The organism is Haloarcula onubensis, from assembly GCF_031624605.1.
GTDB lineage: Archaea > Halobacteriota > Halobacteria > Halobacteriales > Haloarculaceae > Haloarcula > Haloarcula onubensis.
This window is the reverse complement of record NZ_JAMQOS010000002.1, coordinates 18,280-35,803: the sequence shown is the minus strand read 5'-3', so window position 1 is coordinate 35,803 and position 17,524 is coordinate 18,280. Positions and strand designations below refer to the sequence as shown.

Here is a 17,524-nt window from a genome sequence, read left to right as displayed (position 1 = left end):
TACTGCCGGTCCCCGTACCAGCGCGGCGGCGCAGGCGGGTCGGTCGCGCCGACCGGACCGCCACAGGCTAGGCCGCGCCGTCCCCGGCGACTGACCGACGGGCATTTTTACGTGCCACGGCGAAACGAGTGGCAATGGCAAACTCGAACGCGAAGGGGGACCGCCGCGAGCGGGAGCTGGTCAACGCACTCGACGAGGCCGGCTTCGCGGTCATGCGGGCGCCCGCCAGCGGCAGCGCCACCGAGCGGGAACTCCCCGACGTGCTGACCGGCGACGGGGAGACGTTCTACGCTATCGAGGCCAAATCCAGCGCCGGCGACCCCATCTATCTCGACGGCGAGGAGATTGAGGCCCTGCTCTTTTTCGCGCGAAACTTCGGCGCGAAACCCCGCGTCGCCGCCCGCTTCGACCGCGAGGACTGGTACTTCTTCCACCCGGGCGACCTCTACACGACCGACGGCGGCAACTACCGCGTCAAGAAGGAGACCGCCATCGCCGACGGGACCGACTTCGAGGAGTTCGTCGGCAACACGCGGAAGGTAACGCTCGACGAAGTCGGGGAGGACAGCGGCCCGGACCAGGCCGTCCTCGACGTCCTCTCGGCGTTCGAACGGGGCGACCTCTCGAAAGCGGAGGCCGCCGAGATGCTGGAGTGAGTCACGGTGGCCCGTGCGGGAGTTTATCCGTGATAGCGGCGCCAGAACGGAACGCCGCCGTCGGGGCACGCCGCGCGTAGCGACCGTCCTGGGGGCCGCTACGCGGCCGACGGCGGCGTCTCCGCTCACTCGACCAGTTGCTCGTCCGTCCGCTCCAGACGCGACCGCGGGAAGGCGTAGCGACGCGGCGACGACCGGCGACGGGCGCTCAGATACGTCGCCTCGACGACGGGGTCGTCGGTCGGATAGCCGTCGTTGCGCTCGTACTCGGCGACGGTCTCGCCGGTCGCCCGGATGACCCACTCGTCGGCCCGCTCGTCGGTCACCCGGGCGACGACGAGCCTGTCGCCCGTCTCGCGGTCCAGCACGACGTCGCCGGGGACGAGTTCGCAGTGCCGACAGCGGTGTGGCGGCGACGCGTCCCGGCCGACGAACGTGACACTGCCACACAGGTCACAGCGCGCCCGCTCGCGGCCCGGCGGCGCGACCCGGCGGGCGGTTATCTCGATGGCGACCCGCCGCAGGTGTTTGCACTGCTCGCCGCGGATGCGGTGGTCGGGACAGCTACAGTCGTGCGTACGCAGGTCGACGCGGTAGGTGTGGCCGCTCTCGGTGGTGACGGCGTAGGTGTCGTCCGGACGGCGGTCGACCAGCATCCGCTCGGTCCAGGCGCGGCGGGAGCGCGCGTCGAGGCGGTCGGGGTCGGGTGCCAGTGCAGTCGGCTCGGTGTCGTCCGAGGGGGTAATCAGTGTCATAGCGGGCGGACACGGCTGTTTTCCACGGTGTGTCCAGTAGAAACGTAGGGTCCGAACGGCCCTAAATCTCTCGGCCGGGACGGGGAGTCGACGACGCGCTCGTCGATTCGACCGGCCAGATGCGGTCACATCAGCGACAGAAACTGCGTCTAGAGCGCTTCGACACCCTTTTGCCCGCCCCGAGGAAACCGCGGAGCATGGAAATCGAGCGGGAGGCCATCTTGCAGGTCGTCGTCTCCGCCATCGCCTTCGTCACGTTCGTGGCCGCGACGGTGTACGTCGCCACGACCTACTCGACGAACGGGGGGCTCAGCCCGCGGGGCGGGACGGCGCTGGTCGGTGCAATCGGGCTGTTCGTCGTCGTGATGCTCGGGGCGGGCATCTGGCTGGAACGACAGGACTTCTAGGCCTCGGCCGCCTCGTCGTCGCCCTCGGCGTTCTCGTCGCGCCAGTCGTCCAGTTCGTCGTCGTCGGCGTCGTCGATTCTTTTCTCGTAGTAGGCCATCGGGTGCGAGATGCGCTCACAGAGGTCGTCCATGTTGACGCAGTCGCCGTAGGACTGCATCGTCGAGCAGGCCGGCGTCGAGTACTCCGTCGGGCTCGTGTCGCCGCGGATGTGGTCGACCTGATAGCGGGTCGCCTCCTCGCCGAACCCGGGGTTCACCTGGAACAGGTCCACGATTTCGTCGGTCGTCATCCCGATGCTCGTCAGGAAGGCGGCGATGGCGAATCGGGAGTGGTGTTCCAGGTGTTCGCCCTTCTGGACCTGGTCCAGCAGCGCCTGCATACACGGCGGGAACAGTTCCGGAACGACGGTGTCTATCTCCCTGGTGAGGTCCAGCTCCGCGAGCACCTCGGTCAGGTGTTCGACCTCGTCGTCGAGTTCGGCCGCGATGGCGTCGGGCACCTGGAAAGGGAGCCCCTCGGCGACCCGGTGTCGGATGGCCTGTTTCAGCAGGACGTGGAGTTCGTCGGCGGCGATGCGCACTCGACCGTCGGCCAGCGGCCGGTTGACCAGCCGCCAGCGGTCGCCCCGCTGGTCGGCCGCCAGGTCGAGGTAGGTCCCCACCTCGACCCGGTACCCGTCGTCGGCGTCCGTGACCGCCGTCGCGAGGTCGAACTCGGCGAGCAACTGGTCGAGCGTCACGCGCTCGGTGCTGGTGGACTTGAACTCCGTCGTCGCGGCGAACTCCTGTGAGAACCGCTCCTGGGCCGTCTCGGCCTCGGCCTGAGCGTACTTGCGGGTACAGACGTGCGTGTCGACCAGCGAGACGAGCACGCGCGCCACCGGATAGGAGAGCAACTCGACGCGCGTGCGGCGGTGTGGCTCACCGACGCTGCCGTCCGTGATGGCGTGTTCGACCCGCGCCACGGCCCGGTCCGTCACCGCGTCGTCTGTCGCGACGACATCCCCCAGGTCGACCGCCGCTGTCTCGACGGCCTCGCGAGCGGCGGCAAGGAACGGATACCGGGCATGAAGCGGCTGCATGGGACGCCGTTGCGGGCCGGCCCGAATAAAATTGCCGTCCCGCCGATGGCAAATACTACTCTCTACAAGACAGTCCTACCAGCCGATAGGTTTCGAGCGGGCGTTCCAAGAAGCCGCCTCTGGCGTCGTAACCCACGATTATCGGCCCGTAGGGCGTTATTTGTGGCGGTATAAGGTCTGGGTAGAAGGTCGTCGGCTCACTCTCGGCTTCCTCGGGTCGTCCTACCTGCTCGCAAGCTCGTGGCCTCGAAAGAACAGCGCACAGACCCGAGTACCGTTCGCAAGGGCGGGAATATTGCCTCCTGAAAATCTTAGACCGACTGAGACTCCCACGGAGGAAACCGCGCCGTCGTCGGGCGTAGCCCGACTGCTTGAGGGAGCTTTGCTCCCTCTCCGTTCACGGCGTGGAGGATGTCATGTCCCGTGCTGCCAGGAGTCCATATACTCGGCCTGCGTCTCGGTCAGCGCGTCGAACTCGACGCCCTCGGCGTCCAGTTTAATCTCCGCGACCTCCCTGTCCAGCCGGTCGGGCACGTCGTGGACGCCGGGCCCGTAGGCCTCGCCGTTCTCGACCATCTCGCGCACGCAGACCGCCTGCACGCCGAAGCTCTGGTCCATCACTTCGACCGGGTGGCCGAGCGCGATGGGGGTCGCCAGGTTGACGAGTCGGCCCTCCGCGAGCACGTTCAGCCGGCGGCCGTCTGCCATCTCGTAGGCCTGGACGCCGTCGCGCGCTTCGTAGCTGTCGACCGCGAGGTCGGCGAGGGCGTCGAGGTCGATTTCCACGTCGAAGTGCCCGGCGTTGGCGAGCAACACGCCGTCCTGCATCCGTTCGAAGTGCTCCTCGACGACGACGTCGCGGTTGCCGGTCGTCGTGATGAACACGTCGCCTTCGGCGGCCGCCTCGGCCATCGGAAGCACGTCGTACCCCTCCATGTGCGCTTCCAGCGCGCGGCGGGGTTCGACCTCGGTGACGACCACGTCGGCGTTCTGGCCGCTGGCCTTCTTCGCGACGCCTTTCCCGCAGTGGCCGTAGCCGGCGACGACGACGGTCTTGCCGGCCCAGGAGAGGTTCGTCGTCATGGCGATGGAGGCGAGCGAGGACTCGCCGGTGCCGTGGACGTTGTCGAACAGGCGCTTCATCGGCGTGTCGTTGACGGCGAAGACGGGGTACTCCAACTGGCCGTCGGCGTCCATCGCGCGCAGGCGGTGGACGCCCGTCGTGGTCTCTTCGGCCCCGCCGACGATGGTGTCGATGAGTTCGGGGTAGTCCTCGTGGATGGCCGCGACGAGGTCCATCCCGTCGTCGACCGTGACGGTGGGCTGGTGGTCGATGACGGCCTCGATGGCGGCGTAGTATGCCTCGTCGTCGACACCGCGCTCGGCGTAGGAGGTGACCCCGTCGACGGCGTCGAGAGCGGCGCTGACGTCGTCGTGGGTCGAGAGGGGGTTACAGCCGGTGATGGCCACCTCCGCGCCGCCGGCGGCCAGAACCTCCGCGAGGATGGCCGTCTTCGCTTCGACGTGCATCGCCATGCCGATGCGCTCGCCCGCGAAGGGCTGGTCGGCTTCGAACTCCTCGCGGAGCGCGTCGCAGATGGGCATGTGCTGGGCTGCCCAGTCCATCTTCCGGCGGCCCGACTCGCGGGCCGCGTCGGCGTCCGCCAGTCGGTCCGAAATGGGCGCTGTCATGCCCGAGGGGAGACACAGCGTTCGTAAAACGCTACCGAAGCCGCTCAGTTACCGCCGCCGCGAGCGTGGGCCGGCGGGCCGTTGCTGTCGTCCTCGGCGTCGTCGCTCTCCTCGCTGTCCTCGGCCGTCTCGTTCGTCTCTTCGCTGTCCTCGGCCGTCTCGTTCGTCTCCTCGCTGTCCTCGGCCGTCTCGTTCGTCTCCTCGCTATCCTCGGCCGTCTCATTCGTCTCCTCGCTGTCGTCGTCCTGCCCGGCGTGTGCGGGCGGGCCGCGCCTGTCGTCGGTCTCGTTGTCGTCGTCCTGTCCGGCGTGTGCGGGCGGGCCACGCCTGTCGTCGGTCTCGTTGTCGTCGTCCTGTCCGGCGTGTGCGGGCGGGCCACGCTTGTCGTCGTCATCCGCCGGCGGGCCGGCCCAGGGCGGTGCGTTGCCCGGGTTGTGCTCGGTCACGAACTGGGCGACCTGCTGGCCGATGGCGGTCGCGTTGCCCGACAGCAGCGAATCGACGAACGACGAGACGCGCAGGCCGAAGTTCGCGGACCCGTCCTCGGAGTCGCCCGCGACGGTCAGGTCGGCCGTCGTCGAACCGGTCGCGTCGCCGGCGGTCGCGGTCACCTCGACGGAGACGTTCTCCTCGGGTTCGGGCAGTGTGACCGTCCCGTTCGCGTCGGTCGCGTAGTCCTCGCCGACAGCCGCGTACGTGCCGTTGTCGAGGGCCTCGACGGTCACGGTGGCGTTCTCGACGGCGGTGTCGTTGTCCGTCACCGTCACGACGGGGCCGGCGTTGCCCGCCTGACTGACCGAGACGTCGAGCGAGTCGTCGAGCGCGTCGTTACCGGCGCCGTCGGCCGCGGCGGTCGCCGCCCCCGGTCCCAGCGCGAACAGGACCAACCCCACTGTGGCCATAACTGCGAACAATCTGGTATGTATCACACATCCACCCTTGCGGGATATCTGATTAAACCCCCCATCCCGTTCAGTCCGTTCAGGTGGTTCTCCGCCGTGATATGACGGGTGCAGCGACGTTTGGAGCGTTTATAACTTTCTCTGAGCGTTTAATTCTCACTCGCCCGGCCGACCAGTGCCGCGGCGTGCTCGCCCGCGCGCTCGCGGACCGCCGCCGCGTCGACAACGGTGACCTCGCGGTCCCGCATGAGTACCCGCCCGTCACAGACCGTGTGGCGCACGTCGCTGCCACGGACCGCGTAGGCCAGATGCGAGACGAGGTCGTGGGCCGGCGTCAGGTGGGCGGCGTCGAGGTCAACGACGGCGAGGTCGGCGTTCGCGCCGGCCGCGACCCGTCCGGAGTCAAAGCCCAGCAAGTCGGCGCCGTTCGCGGTGGCCATCTCGACGGCCGCGGCGGCGGGCACCGCGCTCGCGTCCCCCGTGGCGAGTTTCCCGACCATGGCGGCGTCGCGCAGTTCGTCGAACATGTCGAGGTCGTTGTTCGAGGCCGCGCCGTCGGTGCCCAGGCCGACGGTGACGCCGGCGTCGAGCATCGCCTGGACCGGCGCCATCCCGCTGGCGAGTTTCATGTTCGAGGCCGGACAGTGGACCACGCCGGTCCCCGTCTCCGCGAGCAGGTCGATTTCCGTCTCGTCGACGTGGACGCAGTGTGCGGCGAATGTGTCCGGGCCCAGCAGCCCCACGTCCTCGGCGTATTCGAGCGGTCGCATCCCGTTCTCGTCGACGATGGGGGCGACCTCGTCGGTCGTCTCGTTGGCGTGCAGGTGTATCGGCAGGCCTTCCGCGGCGGCTTCGGGGACGAACTCGCGCAGGTACTCCTCGCCCACCGTCGTCAGGCTGTGGGGCTGGAACGTCGTCCGGATGCGGCCGTCGGCGGCGCCGTCGAGTTCCAGCGCCGTGTCGAGACTGGCCTGCATGTCAGCGCGAGCGCCCTCGTCGTCCTTGGCGACGGTGACGGCGGTGTGACCCAGCACGGCCCGCAGGCCCGCGTCCCCGACGGCCGTCGCTATCTCGTCGACGTGGAAGTACATGTCCGAGAGGGCGGTCGTTCCCGACCGAATCATCTCGACGAGGCCGAGTTCGGCGCCGACGCGCACGTCCTCGGGGGTCAACTCGGACTCGACGGGCCAGATATCCTCCTGGAGCCACGCGTCCAGCGGCTTGTCGTCGGCGTAGCCTCTGAGGAGCGTCATCGCGACGTGCGTGTGGGCGTTGACGAGCCCCGGAATCACGAGCCCGCCGCTGGCGTCCAGTTCGCCGTCGCCGCCCAGTTCGCCGGGGTCGTCGACGGCGACGATGTCGCCGCTGTCCTGGTCGACGAGTACGTCAGCGCGCTCGACGGTCATGTCGGGCCGGAGGACCTGGCCGCCGGCAACGAGGAGGTCGGTCATGGGACGGGGTTGGGAACGCCCGCTCTTAGTTGGGCCGGGTCCGTTCCGCCGGCTCGCCTCCGCCCGGCCGCGTTGTCCCTTCCGTCAGCGTCTTTCCGGTCGAACGCCTCTGTCCGGTATCCGATGGGTGTCACCGACCGATTCCGGGGCGTCGTCGCCGCGTCCCGGGCGGGCAACCCCTACCGCCTGCTCGGGGCCGTCGCCGCGGGCTGGTTCCTCGTGCTGGGGATGCGCTTCGTCGTCCCCGCCGTCCTCCCGACGATTCGCGCGGAGTTTGGCATCTCGAACACCCGGGCCGGCGTCGCCGTCACCGTCCTCTGGCTCACCTACGCGGCGATGCAGTTCCCGACGGGGGTCTACATCGACCGCGTCGGCGAGCGGACGCTGCTCGTCGGGTCGGCGCTGCTGTCGGGCGCCGGACTGGTCGGCTATCTGGTCTCGCCGACCTACGCGCTCTTTGTCCTCGCGACCGCCGGCTTCGGCCTCGGGACGGGGCTGTACGGCCCGCCGCGGGGCACCCTGCTCTCACGGACCTTCGACGCCCGCGAGGGGGTCGCCTTCGGCACGGTGATGGCCGCCGGCTCTATCGGCTCCGCCGTGCTCCCCCTGGTGGCCGCCGTCGTCACTGTTCGCTACGGCTGGCGCGTCGGGCTAGCCGCCGTCGCGCCCCTGTTCGCGCTCGTCGCCGCCGCGCTCTACGTCAGCGTCTCCGACCGCGAGAGGGCCACCGACGACCGCTCGCTGCAGGCCGACCTCCGGAAAGTCCTCGCAAGCCTCGGGGACCGCCGGCTCGCGCTCGCGGTGCTTGGCGCGATGGTCATGCTGCTCGTGTTCCAGGCCGTGACGGCCTTCCTGACGACCTACCTCGTCTCCACGCGCGATTTCACGCAGGGGACCGCCGGCGCCATCCTCTCGGGGCTGTTCGTCGGCGGCGCCGTCTCGCAGGCGGTGACGGGGCGGCTGGCGGACGCGTACGGCTCGCCGGCGGTGCTCGTCGGCGTCTGCGTCGCCAGCGCCGTCCCGCTCGCGCTCGTCCCGACGCTGGAGGGACGGCTCCTGCTGGGGCTGGCCGCGGTCGCAATCGGGTTCCGGATGAGTTCGGGGCCGCTGACGAACGCCTACATCGTCGACCTGCTGCCCGACGCCGTCGAGGGGACCGGCTGGGGACTGCTCCGGACGGGGTTTTTCGCCGTGGGTTCGTTCGGGTCGGTGGTCGTCGGCCTGTTCGCCGACCGCGGCCTCTTCGACCTCTCGTTTTACCTGATGGCCGGGCTGACGCTGGTGGCCGGTGTGCTGTTTCTACTGTTGCCGCGGAGGGAATGAGGACGGGCAGCACCCACCTCGCGGTACGCGTGAGCGAAAACGCGACGCCCAGACCGGGCTACTGTCGGAACTCCGGGCGATAGCTGACGGTTCCGTCCACGTCGTCTAGAGCTCCGTCAGTCAACAGTTTGACCCTGAACCCGTCGTCAGCACCATACTCGTTACCGAGCCCGTACTCGCTCGCCTGTTCGAAGCCAAAGCGGGAGTAGTACGCCGGGTCGCCCAGAACCACCACCGCGTCCACAGCGCTCTCACGACACGCCAGTAGCCCCCGTCGAACCAGCGCCGAGCCGACGCCCTCGTTCTGGTGTTCCGGGAGGACGCCGACCGGTGCGAGCCCGACAAGTTCGACAGGCTCTCCGTGAGTTCTCACGGAAACTGGAGAAAACAGGACGTGGCCCACGACGCGGTCGTTCTCGACTGCCACGAGCGAGACGACGGCCTCGTCCGCGTCGTGTACTCGCTGGACGATGCGTGACTCTTCGGTCCGTCCGTCGAACGCGCGCCGATGCACCTCGTCGACGGCCTCGGCGTCGTCGGCCGTGAACGGTCGTGTATCCATGGATACGCTCTCGTAGTAGCAGCAGCACCGGGCAGACATAAACCGTCGAGACTGCACAGCGTACAGCGAAAGGCGGCTGCAGACGGCTTCCGGTTCGGTCTGGCTGTTCGACGGGGAGCCAACAGACTCGCCTCGCTGACCCCTACTAGAGGGAAAGACAGTAGGCCCGCGCCGTCGACTCTCCAGTATGCGAATCGCCGTCCCCAACAAGGGCCGCCTGCACGAACCGGCCGAAGACCTGCTCGAACGGGCCGGCCTCCACATCGTCGACGGAGCCGACCGCCAGCTATACGCCGACACTGTCGACCCGGAGGTGACGGTGCTGTACGCGCGGGCCGCGGACATCCCCGAATACGTCTCCGACGGCGCGGCCGATATCGGCATCACCGGACTGGACCAGGTCCGCGAGTCCGAGGTCAGTAACCTGGCGGAGCTACTCGACCTCGAGTTCGGGAGCTGTCGGCTCGTGCTGGCCGCGCCCGAGGACGGCGACATCGAGACCGTCTACGACCTCGACGGCGGCACCGTCGCCACGGAGTTTCCCAACATCGCCCGGCGGTACTTCGCCGACCTCGACGTCTCCGTCGATATCGCGGAGGTCTCCGGCGCGACAGAACTCACGCCCCACGTCGACATCGCAGACGGCATCATCGACATCACCTCGACGGGGACGACCCTGCGGATGAACAGGTTGGGAATCATCGACGAGGTGCTGTCCTCCTCGGTTCGACTCTTCGCCCGCGAGGACGTGGCCGACGACGAGAAGGTCGAGCAGGTGCGGATGGCGCTGCACTCCGTGCTCTCGGCGGAGGGGAAACGCTATCTGATGATGAACGCCCCCGAGAGCGCGCTCGACGAGGTCAAAGACGTACTCCCGGGGATGGGTGGCCCGACGGTGATGGACATCGCCGGCAGCGACGACGTGGCCGTCCACGCCGTCGTCGACGACAGCGACGTCTTCGAGACCATCAACGACCTCAAGGACGTGGGCGCGAGCGACGTGCTGGTGACGGAAATCGAACGTTTAGTCGAATAGTCCCTTGTTACTTCGGGGGGCCTCTCGCCGTCGGCGCTGCGGGAACCCCCCGTTGCAAAAATCTACGCTAAAAACACCGTTCACACTCACTGACTCACGGTGCTGCGCACCGTTCGTCGCGCACCGTTGGCGTAAAGTGAAACCGCGCTGGGCGTAGCGAAGCGCGGTATGCTGGCTCCGGTGGCCCTGCCTCCCCGAGTCGTCGCGACGCCATCGACGCCCGCGACAGGCCGTTTGTCGCCGATATAGCTATCTCCCGTGGTGCGCATCGGGACGTATGGTAGACGCCGCTCTCCGCCAGCGAATCGATATCCTGGTGCTCCTGCTGGGCGGCTGGGCGTTCCTGAGTCTCGTGGTGGCGAGTTTCGCCGTGATGGCGCTGAACGTCCTCGCGGGCGTGCTCGCTCTCACTGTTGTCGTCCTCGTGACCGTCGTCGGGAGCGTCTCGTACCTGCGTGCGGGTCGGTAGCGCGGGTCACTCGTCCCCGCCCAGGCGCCACAGCGCCAGCGCGAAGCCCAGTCCCAGCACCGGGAACACCGCGAGCCCCAGGAACGTGCCGGAGACGCCGACGGCCGACAGCAGGTAGCCCGAGATGGCCGCGCCGGCCGCGCCGACGCCGAAAGAACACAGGTAGGTGTAGCCATAGGAGAGGCCGCGGTCACCGGGCGGGCTGTACTCGGCGATGGTGGCCTGGTAGAGTGGCTGGAGCATGAAGAGGAGGAAACCGAGCGCGGCGCTGACAACCAGCAGCGGGGCGATGCCGGCCCTGGCGGCGGGGACGAACGCCACGGCGACCACCGCCAGGCCGGCGAATGCCGCGGCCAGTCCCGTCGCCGTGTCGATGCGGTCGGTGAGCTTCCCGCCGACGTACTGGCCGCCGATACCGACGGTCAGCAGGGCCGCATAGAGGTAGAAGGCGAGGTCGAACTCCGCGGCGAGCGGGCTGTCGGCAAAGAGGCCGAGGACGTCTCCCACTGGAGGGAGGAACCGACCGAGTACGTCCGGGAGGAAGGTCAGGGTGCCGCGGTAGAACAGGCCGTTAGCCATCACCACGAGCATCGCGAGCGCGAAGCCGGTGGTAAACAGCGCCCGGCTGTCGGCGAGGAACTCGCGGAGGGAAGCGGGCGGGCCGTCGTCAGTGGCCTCTACCCCGCCGTCCGCACTCACGGCGGCCGTCTCGTCGAACTCGGCGGTGCGGGCGTAGGCGACGGCGGCGACGGCCGGCAGGACCAGCGCGGCGGCAACGACCCGCCAGTCGGCGACGAGGAGGAGCAGCGCGGTCACGAGCGGGCCGAAGGCGATACCGGCGTTGCCGGCCATCCCGTGGTAGGCGAAGCCGCTGCCCCGGGCCTCGACGCCCGTCGAGATGAGCGCCAGCCCGGCGGGGTGGTAGACGCTGGCCGAGAGGCCCCACAGCCCCAGCGCGACGGCGATGACTGGGACGGTCGGCGCGACCGAAAGCAGCAGGAACGAGGCGCCCATCCCCACGAGACAGGCGGTGACGAGCGTGTTCGAACCGTAGCGGTCGGTGAGGACGCCGCCGGGGAGGGCGCCCGCACCAAAGAGGCCGTAGCCGACGGCGACGACGGTGCCCAGCGTGGCGGTCGTCACGGGGAACTCGGCGAGCCAGACGACGACGAAGATGGGGATAGAGAGCTCGTAGGTGTGGACGAGCGCGTGGGCCAGCCCGGTAAACGAGACGATAGCGCGGTCGTTCCCGTCCATCAGAGGAGGCCGAAGATGTTGTTCAACGCGAAGCCAAGCACCGCGGCGAAGGCCAGATGCAGCGCCACGAGCGGCGCCGTCGAACTCGTCGAGAGCCGGTAGGAGAGGCTGATAGCGATGCCGTCGGCGACGAGCGTCGCCACGACGACCACCAGGACGCCGAGGCTGGGCGAGACCAGCCCCGAGGCGACGCCCCACTGCTGGAGCAGCATCGAGACAACGGCGGGGACGAGAGCGGCTTTCGCCGCCAGCTGTGTCGGCGCGTCACCGATGAAAAAGGTCGCCGCCAGATGGAGCGTGACGGCGTAGAACAGCCACGTCAGCAACAGCGTGACGATGACTGCGAGGACGCCACCGCCCGTCAGACTCGGCGTTCCGGCCTGGAGCATACCCGACAGTTGGGCGTGCCAGCGTTTGTGCGTTGTGCTCCGCGGTGCGGTCGCTCGGCGCTCCGGACCGTCAGTCCAGCAGCCCGAGCTCTTCGAGCCGGGAGACTATCTTGTCGACGGCCTCCTTGGCGTCGTCGGGCTTCTTGCCGCCCGTGATGACGAGCTTCCCGGAACCGAAGAGGAGCGCCACCACGTCGGGCTCGTCGAGTCGGTAGACGAGACCCGGGAACTGCTCGGGCTCGTACTCGATGTTCTCCAGCCCCAGCCCGATGGCGATGGCGTTGAGGTTGAGGTTCCGGCCGAGGTCCGCGCTCGTGACGATGTTCTGGACGACGATTTCGGGGTCGTCGTCGACCTGAATCTGTAGCTCGCGGAGCTTATCGAAGACGATGCGCAGGCTCTGGTGGACGTCGTCTGTCGACTTCGCGCCGGTACAGACGATCTTGCCCGAACGGAAGATCAGCGCCGCGGACTTGGGGTCCTGCGTGCGGTAGACGAGTCCGGGGAACTGCTCAGGGTCGTAGTCGGCACCCTCGAGGTCCATCGCCACGCTCTGTAAGTCGAGCTCCTGGCCGATACCGGTCGAGGCGACGACGTTTTCGATGTTGATGGTCTCCTTGGGGTCAACCATATCTCGACTTAAAACACGTATTTAACCTTTATAAAGGTTCATGGCATGGACTGACAGTCAACGGGTAAAAACTATCAGCATCTCGACTATAAATCGTTTTAAATACGGCTCGTCACGCCGAGTCGCCGGTGGTATCGCCCGGTCGGCTCCGGCGGACCCCGCGGGACGGCCGGTCGGCGGGCCGGGTCGCCGTCTCCGGGTTCGGAGCGACCGCAGCGGACCGGCACGCTGATACCGCCCCGGGAACAGTGAGCGAGCGTGTACGTCCTCGAACTCGGCGGCCAGGACGACCCGTTCGCGCGCCGCGAGGCCGCGAGCGCGGCCAGCGACGTGTCCCCCCTCGCGCCCGGCCTCGCCGCCGCCCGCGGCGTCACCGACCGCGCCCGCCACCTCGCCTACACCCACCGGGCCTGCGAACTCGTCGGGACCGGCGACCCCGACATCGAGAGCGCGCGGGCCGTCCTCGAGGCGGCCAGTCTCGACCGCGAGGGGACCGTCGCGGTGCGGGCCGTCGACGTCCGAGCGAGCACGCAGGTCGACACCCAGCGGGCCGAGCGCGCGCTGGGCGGCGTCCTCACCGACCGCGGCTTCGCCGTCGACCTCGACGCTCCGGACCACACGCTGTACGCGTACTTTTCCGACCCCGCGGGCGACGAGGAGACCGGCGACGACGCGCCGGGCGAGGCCTGCTGTGCGCTCGGCTGGGCGGTCGTCGACTCGCTGCGGGACTTCGGCGGCCGTCAGCCGACCGACCGTCCCTTCTTCCAGCCCGGCAGCATGGCCCCGCTCGAAGCGCGGGCGCTGGTGAACATCGCCGGCGCCCGCCCCGACAGGACCGTCGTCGACCCGATGTGTGGCACCGGCGGCCTGCTGCTGGAGGCCGGCCTCGTCGGCGCCCGCGTGGTCGGGAGCGACGCACAGGCGAAGATGGTCCGGGGCACCCGCCGGAACCTCCGGCACGTCCTCGACGGCGCGGGCCATCCCGCCCCCGACCGGTATCCCGACCCCGGCGACTGGGGGCTCGTCCGCGCGGACGCCGCTCGACTGCCGCTGGCCGACGACGCCGCCGACGCCGTCGTCTTCGACGCCCCCTACGGCCGACAGTCCCGCATCGAGGGCGACCTCGCCCCCCTCGTCTCCGGTGCGCTCGCCGAGTCCCGCCGTCTCGCGCCCCGCTGCGTGCTGGTCGCCGACCGCGACTGGTCGGCGCTGGCCCGCGAGGCCGACTGGACCGTCGCCGACCGCTTCGAACGGCGCGTCCACCGGTCGCTGGTCAGGCACGTTCACGTGCTGGCGTGACTGGACGTTGGGCAGGCACGTACACGTGCTGGCGTGACTGGACGTTGGGCAGGCACGTACACGTGCTAACGTGACTGGACTTGGGCAGGACGTTCACTTACAGGCCCGACCTGATTGTGCAATGACAGGCCCGCACACTTCGGTGACCGTTCGTCCAGTTTTCCTGGACGAACGTCCATCGTTGCGGAGTGGTAACAAGGTTTAAGCTGTCGGGATGGGCATATGTGGATAATATGCCACGGTGGTCAGACCCCGCCCCCTGCGACGACGACGAACGGCTCTTCGAGTGCCCGGACTGCGGTAAGCGCCTCTGTAGCGAGCTCTCGTCGGTCAGCTGTGACCGCTGCGGCGTCGAGATGCAGAACCTCTCGGTCCCGCGACCGCAGTAGTCGATTCAGTCTCCGGGTTCGAAACGGGCTGTGCAGTTGGTGGGCTCTCTGTGGACAGTTGGAAATCCCCGCTAGCAATCGGAGCGCACAGCACCGCTCACTGCCAGCAAATCCCCGCGCTCTCGGCTCTGACTCGCGGCTTCGCCGCTCGTCAAGACGAGGGACCTCCGGTCCCTCGCGGGACCGTAGCCGCCCGGGGCTTTTCGGCTGTTCGCAACAGTGTCGTCAGTCACCCGTAACGGTGTCTGTGTCCGCGTCGTCGCGTCACTCGACACGCTCAACGAGTTCGAAAACCACGTCGGAATCCCCGTCCATCCGCGTCAGAATCGACCGTGCGCGCTCCCGGACCTCGCTCGCAGGCGTCACGAGCACCATCCCCTCGTTCGGCTGGCCGTAGACCACGCTGGCCGACTCCGGGACCATGAGCACGGCGGGCAGCGCGGCCAGGTCCTCCTCGCCCGCGACGTCGACGAGCGTCGTCGCGTCGCTGGCGAGTCCGTCCCGCATCGCGGCCAGGAGTTCGCGGGTGAGCGTCCCGGCGGGGTTGTCGACGGCGACGGTCCGGTCGAATCCGGTGATGGCCGCGGTCACCGTCTCGTCGACGGCCGAGCGCTTGGTCTGCTCGTCGACCAGCGCGAGGTCGGGGACCCGGCCCGCTTCCAGCAGGTGGTAGGTGACCATGTCACCGACGGCCACGAGCGGGGCGCCGGCGTCGGCGAGCAGCGCCGCTGTGTCGGTGTAGATGGCGCCCATCGGCGCCTTGAGGTCGCTCCGGAGGTCTCGGGGGAGGTCCAGTAAAACGTCGGCCACGTTAGCGGACTTTCAGCGCGTAGCGGCCCGGTTTCGTCACTTCCATCTCGGCGGCGATGTCCGACTCCTCGGGGTGGGCGATGACGACGTAGCCGGCCCAGTCTTCCGTGAGGGAGGTCCCGCCACAGGCCTCACACTGGCTCTCGATTTCGGCGCCCTGGACGCGGTGACAGTCGCGACAGACGAGTCGGTCGGCCATCAGCTATCACCGACTTCCGCGGTGCCCTCGCGTTTCTTGCGCTCCTCCTTGAGCCAGCCGTGCTTGCCCAGACCGACCTGCTTCGCGGTGAGGCCTATCTTGGAGTCACGGGGGTTGCGCTCGTCGATGCTCTTGGTGACGATGCGGGCCCGGACCGGGTCGCCGACACCGAGCGTGCGGTTGGACTCGCGGGAGGCCAGTTGCTGGTTCTCCTCGTCGTAGGCCAGGTACTCGTCGGAAATCTGAGAGACGTGTAGCAGGCCGTCGACGGGGCCGATGCCGACGAACGCGCCGAAGTTGACGACCTCGACGACCTCGCCGTCGACGACTTCCTGCATCTGGGGGTCGAAGGTGAGCGCGTCGAACTCGGCCTCGTAGTAGACGCCGGGCTTGTTCGGGAGCACCGCGCCGTCACCGATGTCGTGGACCTCGATGACGGAGACGACGCTACCGACGTCCTCGTCCATCCGGCCCTCCAGTTTGTCCTGCAGGAGCTTCTTGACCATCCCCGGACTCACGTCCGCGAGGTGGCGCGGCGGCACTTCGACTGTATCGCGTAGGCGTACCCGTTTGTACATGTTATGGTTGAGTGATACCCAGTTTGTTCCGGCCCCTTAAACTAATTACTGGAATCCCCGCGTCGAGCAGGCGGCGTTTGAGGGGTTTATCGTTCGTCACGGCGTGTGTCACGTTCTCGCGCGCGGCGAGTTCGAGGACGGCGTCGTCGGCGTAGTCGGCGTCGGTCGGCGCGAGCGTACACCGGTCGAGCAGGTCCCGACCGACGGCGGCCGCGGTCGCTTCCGTCCCGGCGCCGTCGGCCAGTTTGTCGAGTTCGTTCCGGACGGCCTCGGGGACGAGGTAGTCGCCGGCGTCGGTCAGCAGCCGTTCTATCTCCTCGAAGAGGCGGACCTCGCATTCGACCGGCATCATGAGTGCGTTCGTATCCAGCACTATCATTCACGCAGTGTGCCGACGCCGATGAGGCGCCACCGGGTCCCGACACGCCGATTTATCGCTATCTTCGCGCCGGCTTCGGCACACACCGGCCGTTTGAGCGCGACCTCGCACTCGCCCCCGCGGGCGCTGGTGACGGAGCCGACGGTGGTGGCAGTGCCGATAGTCAACATGAGCGGCTCGCCGGTGGATATCTCGTCGACCTCACCGCCGTCGTCGCCGACGATGCGGTCGAGCAGGTCGACGTCCATGACGAACTGCTCGTGGGTCGGCGGCAGGCTGCCGGGCGGGCCGGCGACCTGGCCGGCCAGCGCGTCGCCCTTCGTGATGGCGGGGTCCAGTCCGGTGCCGACGCCGAGCAGGCCGCCGGGCGTGACCTCGTCGACGAAGTCGCCGCCGGCCTGCAGCGAGCGCACGTCGGTCTCGACCGGGCGCCACTCCGTCTGGCCGCCCTCCTCGACCTCGCGGCCGGGCCGGAGTTCGAGTTCGTCCTCGACGTCCAGTTTGCCGGCGACGAGCGAGCCACCCAGCACGCCGCCCAGCAGGTCCTCCCACGTGGTGCCGGGGCGGTTGATGTCGAACGACCGGGCGACCATCATGCGTGCGTCCGCGTCGGGGTCCCGTTCCGGCGTCGGAATCTCCCGCTCGATGGCGTCGATGAGCAGGTCGATGTTGGCCTCCTGGCCCGCGCTGATGGGGACGACGGGGGCGCCCTCGGCGACGGTCCCCTCGACGAACTCCTGTATCTGCTCGTAGTTCTGCATCGCTCGCTCCTCGTCGACGAGGTCGACCTTGTTCTGGGCGATGACGATGTTGTCGATGCCGATGATATCGAGCGCCGAGAGGTGTTCCTCGGTCTGGGCCTGCGGGACGGGTTCGGTCGCCGACACCACGAGGACGGCGCCGTCCATGATGGCCGCGCCCGACAGCATCGTCGCCATCAGCGTCTCGTGACCGGGAGCGTCGACGAACGACACCGTCCGGAGGTGGTCGGTGTCGACGTCGTGGGCCTCGCAGTGTTCCTCGACGGTGAAGGCCTCGGGTTCGTCCTCCTCGGGACAGCGACGGAAGGTGGCGTCGGCGTAGCCGAGCCGGATAGAGATTCCGCGCTTCATCTCCTCGGAGTGCTGGTCGGTCCATTCGCCGGACAGCGCCTGTACCAGGGTGGTCTTCCCGTGGTCGACGTGGCCGACGAGTCCGATGTTCACCTCCGGTTGGTTGTGTGATGTCATCTCGGGAGTAATCTTGGTGGAGATTCGCC

General features: G+C 68.5%; 21 protein-coding genes. 7 read left to right on the top strand and 14 right to left on the bottom strand.

Annotation, left to right across the window (positions count from 1 at the left end):
• Nucleotides 1–134 precede the first annotated feature (134 nt).
• Nucleotides 135–656, top strand: coding sequence for a Holliday junction resolvase Hjc (hjc, locus tag NDI86_RS06930; RefSeq protein ID WP_310899688.1), 522 nt, complete (start codon nucleotides 135–137; stop codon nucleotides 654–656).
• Between the two features lie 125 nt (nucleotides 657–781).
• Here the strand turns inward: hjc and NDI86_RS06925 are convergent, their stop codons facing one another.
• On the bottom strand, nucleotides 782–1,411 hold the full coding sequence (locus tag NDI86_RS06925; RefSeq protein WP_310899687.1) for an SWIM zinc finger family protein: 630 nt from the start codon (nucleotides 1,409–1,411) through the stop codon (nucleotides 782–784).
• A 197-nt stretch (nucleotides 1,412–1,608) separates the two neighbouring features.
• Here NDI86_RS06925 and NDI86_RS06920 point away from each other — a divergent pair, with 197 nt between their 5' ends.
• Complete coding sequence (locus NDI86_RS06920; RefSeq protein WP_310899686.1) at nucleotides 1,609–1,818, top strand: DUF7472 family protein; 210 nt, start codon at nucleotides 1,609–1,611, stop codon at nucleotides 1,816–1,818.
• Here NDI86_RS06920 and priL read toward each other — a convergent pair.
• The 4 genes from priL to NDI86_RS06900 all read right to left on the bottom strand — a co-directional run bounded on the left by priL (nucleotide 1,815) and on the right by NDI86_RS06900 (nucleotide 6,945).
• The gene (priL, locus tag NDI86_RS06915) at nucleotides 1,815–2,900 is read right to left on the bottom strand and encodes a DNA primase regulatory subunit PriL (RefSeq protein ID WP_310899685.1); all 1,086 of its coding nucleotides are present in this window, start codon (nucleotides 2,898–2,900) and stop codon (nucleotides 1,815–1,817) included. The genes NDI86_RS06920 and priL overlap by 4 nt on opposite strands.
• A gap of 414 nt (nucleotides 2,901–3,314) precedes the next feature.
• Nucleotides 3,315–4,592: an adenosylhomocysteinase gene (locus NDI86_RS06910; protein ID WP_310899684.1), complete on the bottom strand. Its 1,278-nt coding sequence runs from the start codon at nucleotides 4,590–4,592 to the stop codon at nucleotides 3,315–3,317.
• Between the two features lie 44 nt (nucleotides 4,593–4,636).
• Entirely contained in the window at nucleotides 4,637–5,494 is an 858-nt protein-coding gene (locus tag NDI86_RS06905) for a hypothetical protein (RefSeq protein WP_310899683.1), read from the bottom strand.
• Nucleotides 5,495–5,643: 149 nt separating this feature from the next.
• Nucleotides 5,644–6,945 (bottom strand): amidohydrolase, encoded by a 1,302-nt coding sequence (locus NDI86_RS06900; protein WP_310899682.1) that lies wholly within the window; start codon nucleotides 6,943–6,945, stop codon nucleotides 5,644–5,646.
• 123 nt (nucleotides 6,946–7,068) lie between these two features.
• On the opposite strand from NDI86_RS06900, the gene NDI86_RS06895 reads away from it, so the two are divergent.
• Nucleotides 7,069–8,268 carry an MFS transporter gene (locus NDI86_RS06895; protein WP_310899681.1) on the top strand — a complete coding sequence of 400 codons (1,200 nt, stop codon included), beginning with the start codon at nucleotides 7,069–7,071 and terminating at the stop codon, nucleotides 8,266–8,268.
• Between the two features lie 58 nt (nucleotides 8,269–8,326).
• Here the strand turns inward: NDI86_RS06895 and NDI86_RS06890 are convergent, their stop codons facing one another.
• Nucleotides 8,327–8,830, bottom strand: coding sequence for a GNAT family N-acetyltransferase (locus NDI86_RS06890; RefSeq protein WP_310899680.1), 504 nt, complete (start codon nucleotides 8,828–8,830; stop codon nucleotides 8,327–8,329).
• A gap of 187 nt (nucleotides 8,831–9,017) precedes the next feature.
• On the opposite strand from NDI86_RS06890, the gene hisG reads away from it, so the two are divergent.
• On the top strand, nucleotides 9,018–9,866 hold the full coding sequence (gene hisG, locus NDI86_RS06885) for an ATP phosphoribosyltransferase (protein ID WP_310899679.1): 849 nt from the start codon (nucleotides 9,018–9,020) through the stop codon (nucleotides 9,864–9,866).
• Nucleotides 9,867–10,143: 277 nt separating this feature from the next.
• Nucleotides 10,144–10,335 (top strand): hypothetical protein, encoded by a 192-nt coding sequence (locus tag NDI86_RS06880; protein WP_310899678.1) that lies wholly within the window; start codon nucleotides 10,144–10,146, stop codon nucleotides 10,333–10,335.
• A gap of 6 nt (nucleotides 10,336–10,341) precedes the next feature.
• Here the strand turns inward: NDI86_RS06880 and NDI86_RS06875 are convergent, their stop codons facing one another.
• The 3 genes from NDI86_RS06875 to NDI86_RS06865 all read right to left on the bottom strand — a co-directional run bounded on the left by NDI86_RS06875 (nucleotide 10,342) and on the right by NDI86_RS06865 (nucleotide 12,612).
• Nucleotides 10,342–11,592, bottom strand: coding sequence for an MFS transporter (locus NDI86_RS06875; protein ID WP_310899677.1), 1,251 nt, complete (start codon nucleotides 11,590–11,592; stop codon nucleotides 10,342–10,344).
• A complete protein-coding gene (locus NDI86_RS06870; RefSeq protein WP_310899676.1) occupies nucleotides 11,592–11,981 on the bottom strand; it encodes a DUF7473 family protein in 390 nt (129 codons plus the stop codon). The genes NDI86_RS06875 and NDI86_RS06870 overlap by 1 nt, the downstream gene beginning before the upstream one ends.
• A gap of 70 nt (nucleotides 11,982–12,051) precedes the next feature.
• The gene (locus NDI86_RS06865; protein ID WP_262179453.1) at nucleotides 12,052–12,612 is read right to left on the bottom strand and encodes a TATA-box-binding protein; all 561 of its coding nucleotides are present in this window, start codon (nucleotides 12,610–12,612) and stop codon (nucleotides 12,052–12,054) included.
• A 258-nt stretch (nucleotides 12,613–12,870) separates the two neighbouring features.
• On the opposite strand from NDI86_RS06865, the gene NDI86_RS06860 reads away from it, so the two are divergent.
• Both NDI86_RS06860 and NDI86_RS06855 read left to right on the top strand, forming a co-directional pair.
• The gene (locus tag NDI86_RS06860) at nucleotides 12,871–13,911 is read left to right on the top strand and encodes a TIGR01177 family methyltransferase (protein WP_310899675.1); all 1,041 of its coding nucleotides are present in this window, start codon (nucleotides 12,871–12,873) and stop codon (nucleotides 13,909–13,911) included.
• 233 nt (nucleotides 13,912–14,144) lie between these two features.
• Nucleotides 14,145–14,300: a rubrerythrin-like domain-containing protein gene (locus NDI86_RS06855; RefSeq protein ID WP_310899674.1), complete on the top strand. Its 156-nt coding sequence runs from the start codon at nucleotides 14,145–14,147 to the stop codon at nucleotides 14,298–14,300.
• A gap of 264 nt (nucleotides 14,301–14,564) precedes the next feature.
• On the opposite strand, the gene NDI86_RS06850 is transcribed toward NDI86_RS06855, so the two are convergent.
• The 5 genes from NDI86_RS06850 to NDI86_RS06830 are packed head-to-tail and all read right to left on the bottom strand — an operon-like array spanning nucleotide 14,565 to nucleotide 17,495.
• On the bottom strand, nucleotides 14,565–15,110 hold the full coding sequence (locus NDI86_RS06850; protein WP_310899673.1) for a GTP-dependent dephospho-CoA kinase family protein: 546 nt from the start codon (nucleotides 15,108–15,110) through the stop codon (nucleotides 14,565–14,567).
• 1 nt (nucleotide 15,111) lies between these two features.
• Entirely contained in the window at nucleotides 15,112–15,309 is a 198-nt protein-coding gene (spt4, locus tag NDI86_RS06845; RefSeq protein ID WP_310899672.1) for a transcription elongation factor subunit Spt4, read from the bottom strand.
• Nucleotides 15,309–15,887, bottom strand: coding sequence for a DNA-directed RNA polymerase (locus NDI86_RS06840; protein ID WP_310899671.1), 579 nt, complete (start codon nucleotides 15,885–15,887; stop codon nucleotides 15,309–15,311). Before NDI86_RS06840 ends, spt4 begins: the two co-directional genes overlap by 1 nt.
• A gap of 1 nt (nucleotide 15,888) precedes the next feature.
• Nucleotides 15,889–16,266, bottom strand: coding sequence for a twitching motility protein PilT (locus tag NDI86_RS06835; protein WP_310899670.1), 378 nt, complete (start codon nucleotides 16,264–16,266; stop codon nucleotides 15,889–15,891).
• Nucleotides 16,263–17,495 (bottom strand): translation initiation factor IF-2 subunit gamma, encoded by a 1,233-nt coding sequence (locus tag NDI86_RS06830; protein ID WP_310899669.1) that lies wholly within the window; start codon nucleotides 17,493–17,495, stop codon nucleotides 16,263–16,265. Before NDI86_RS06830 ends, NDI86_RS06835 begins: the two co-directional genes overlap by 4 nt.
• Nucleotides 17,496–17,524 lie beyond the last annotated feature (29 nt).

Coding starts and splice junctions, on each gene's coding strand:
- hjc (WP_310899688.1), top strand. CDS start 135: ATGGCAAACTCGAACGCGAAGGGGGACCGCCGCGAGCGGGAGCTGGTC.
- NDI86_RS06925 (WP_310899687.1), bottom strand. CDS start 1,411: ATGACACTGATTACCCCCTCGGACGACACCGAGCCGACTGCACTGGCA.
- NDI86_RS06920 (WP_310899686.1), top strand. CDS start 1,609: ATGGAAATCGAGCGGGAGGCCATCTTGCAGGTCGTCGTCTCCGCCATC.
- priL (WP_310899685.1), bottom strand. CDS start 2,900: ATGCAGCCGCTTCATGCCCGGTATCCGTTCCTTGCCGCCGCTCGCGAG.
- NDI86_RS06910 (WP_310899684.1), bottom strand. CDS start 4,592: ATGACAGCGCCCATTTCGGACCGACTGGCGGACGCCGACGCGGCCCGC.
- NDI86_RS06905 (WP_310899683.1), bottom strand. CDS start 5,494: ATGGCCACAGTGGGGTTGGTCCTGTTCGCGCTGGGACCGGGGGCGGCG.
- NDI86_RS06900 (WP_310899682.1), bottom strand. CDS start 6,945: ATGACCGACCTCCTCGTTGCCGGCGGCCAGGTCCTCCGGCCCGACATG.
- NDI86_RS06895 (WP_310899681.1), top strand. CDS start 7,069: ATGGGTGTCACCGACCGATTCCGGGGCGTCGTCGCCGCGTCCCGGGCG.
- NDI86_RS06890 (WP_310899680.1), bottom strand. CDS start 8,830: ATGGATACACGACCGTTCACGGCCGACGACGCCGAGGCCGTCGACGAG.
- hisG (WP_310899679.1), top strand. CDS start 9,018: ATGCGAATCGCCGTCCCCAACAAGGGCCGCCTGCACGAACCGGCCGAA.
- NDI86_RS06880 (WP_310899678.1), top strand. CDS start 10,144: ATGGTAGACGCCGCTCTCCGCCAGCGAATCGATATCCTGGTGCTCCTG.
- NDI86_RS06875 (WP_310899677.1), bottom strand. CDS start 11,592: ATGGACGGGAACGACCGCGCTATCGTCTCGTTTACCGGGCTGGCCCAC.
- NDI86_RS06870 (WP_310899676.1), bottom strand. CDS start 11,981: ATGCTCCAGGCCGGAACGCCGAGTCTGACGGGCGGTGGCGTCCTCGCA.
- NDI86_RS06865 (WP_262179453.1), bottom strand. CDS start 12,612: ATGGTTGACCCCAAGGAGACCATCAACATCGAAAACGTCGTCGCCTCG.
- NDI86_RS06855 (WP_310899674.1), top strand. CDS start 14,145: ATGCCACGGTGGTCAGACCCCGCCCCCTGCGACGACGACGAACGGCTC.
- spt4 (WP_310899672.1), bottom strand. CDS start 15,309: ATGGCCGACCGACTCGTCTGTCGCGACTGTCACCGCGTCCAGGGCGCC.
- NDI86_RS06840 (WP_310899671.1), bottom strand. CDS start 15,887: ATGTACAAACGGGTACGCCTACGCGATACAGTCGAAGTGCCGCCGCGC.
- NDI86_RS06835 (WP_310899670.1), bottom strand. CDS start 16,266: ATGATAGTGCTGGATACGAACGCACTCATGATGCCGGTCGAATGCGAG.
- NDI86_RS06830 (WP_310899669.1), bottom strand. CDS start 17,495: ATGACATCACACAACCAACCGGAGGTGAACATCGGACTCGTCGGCCAC.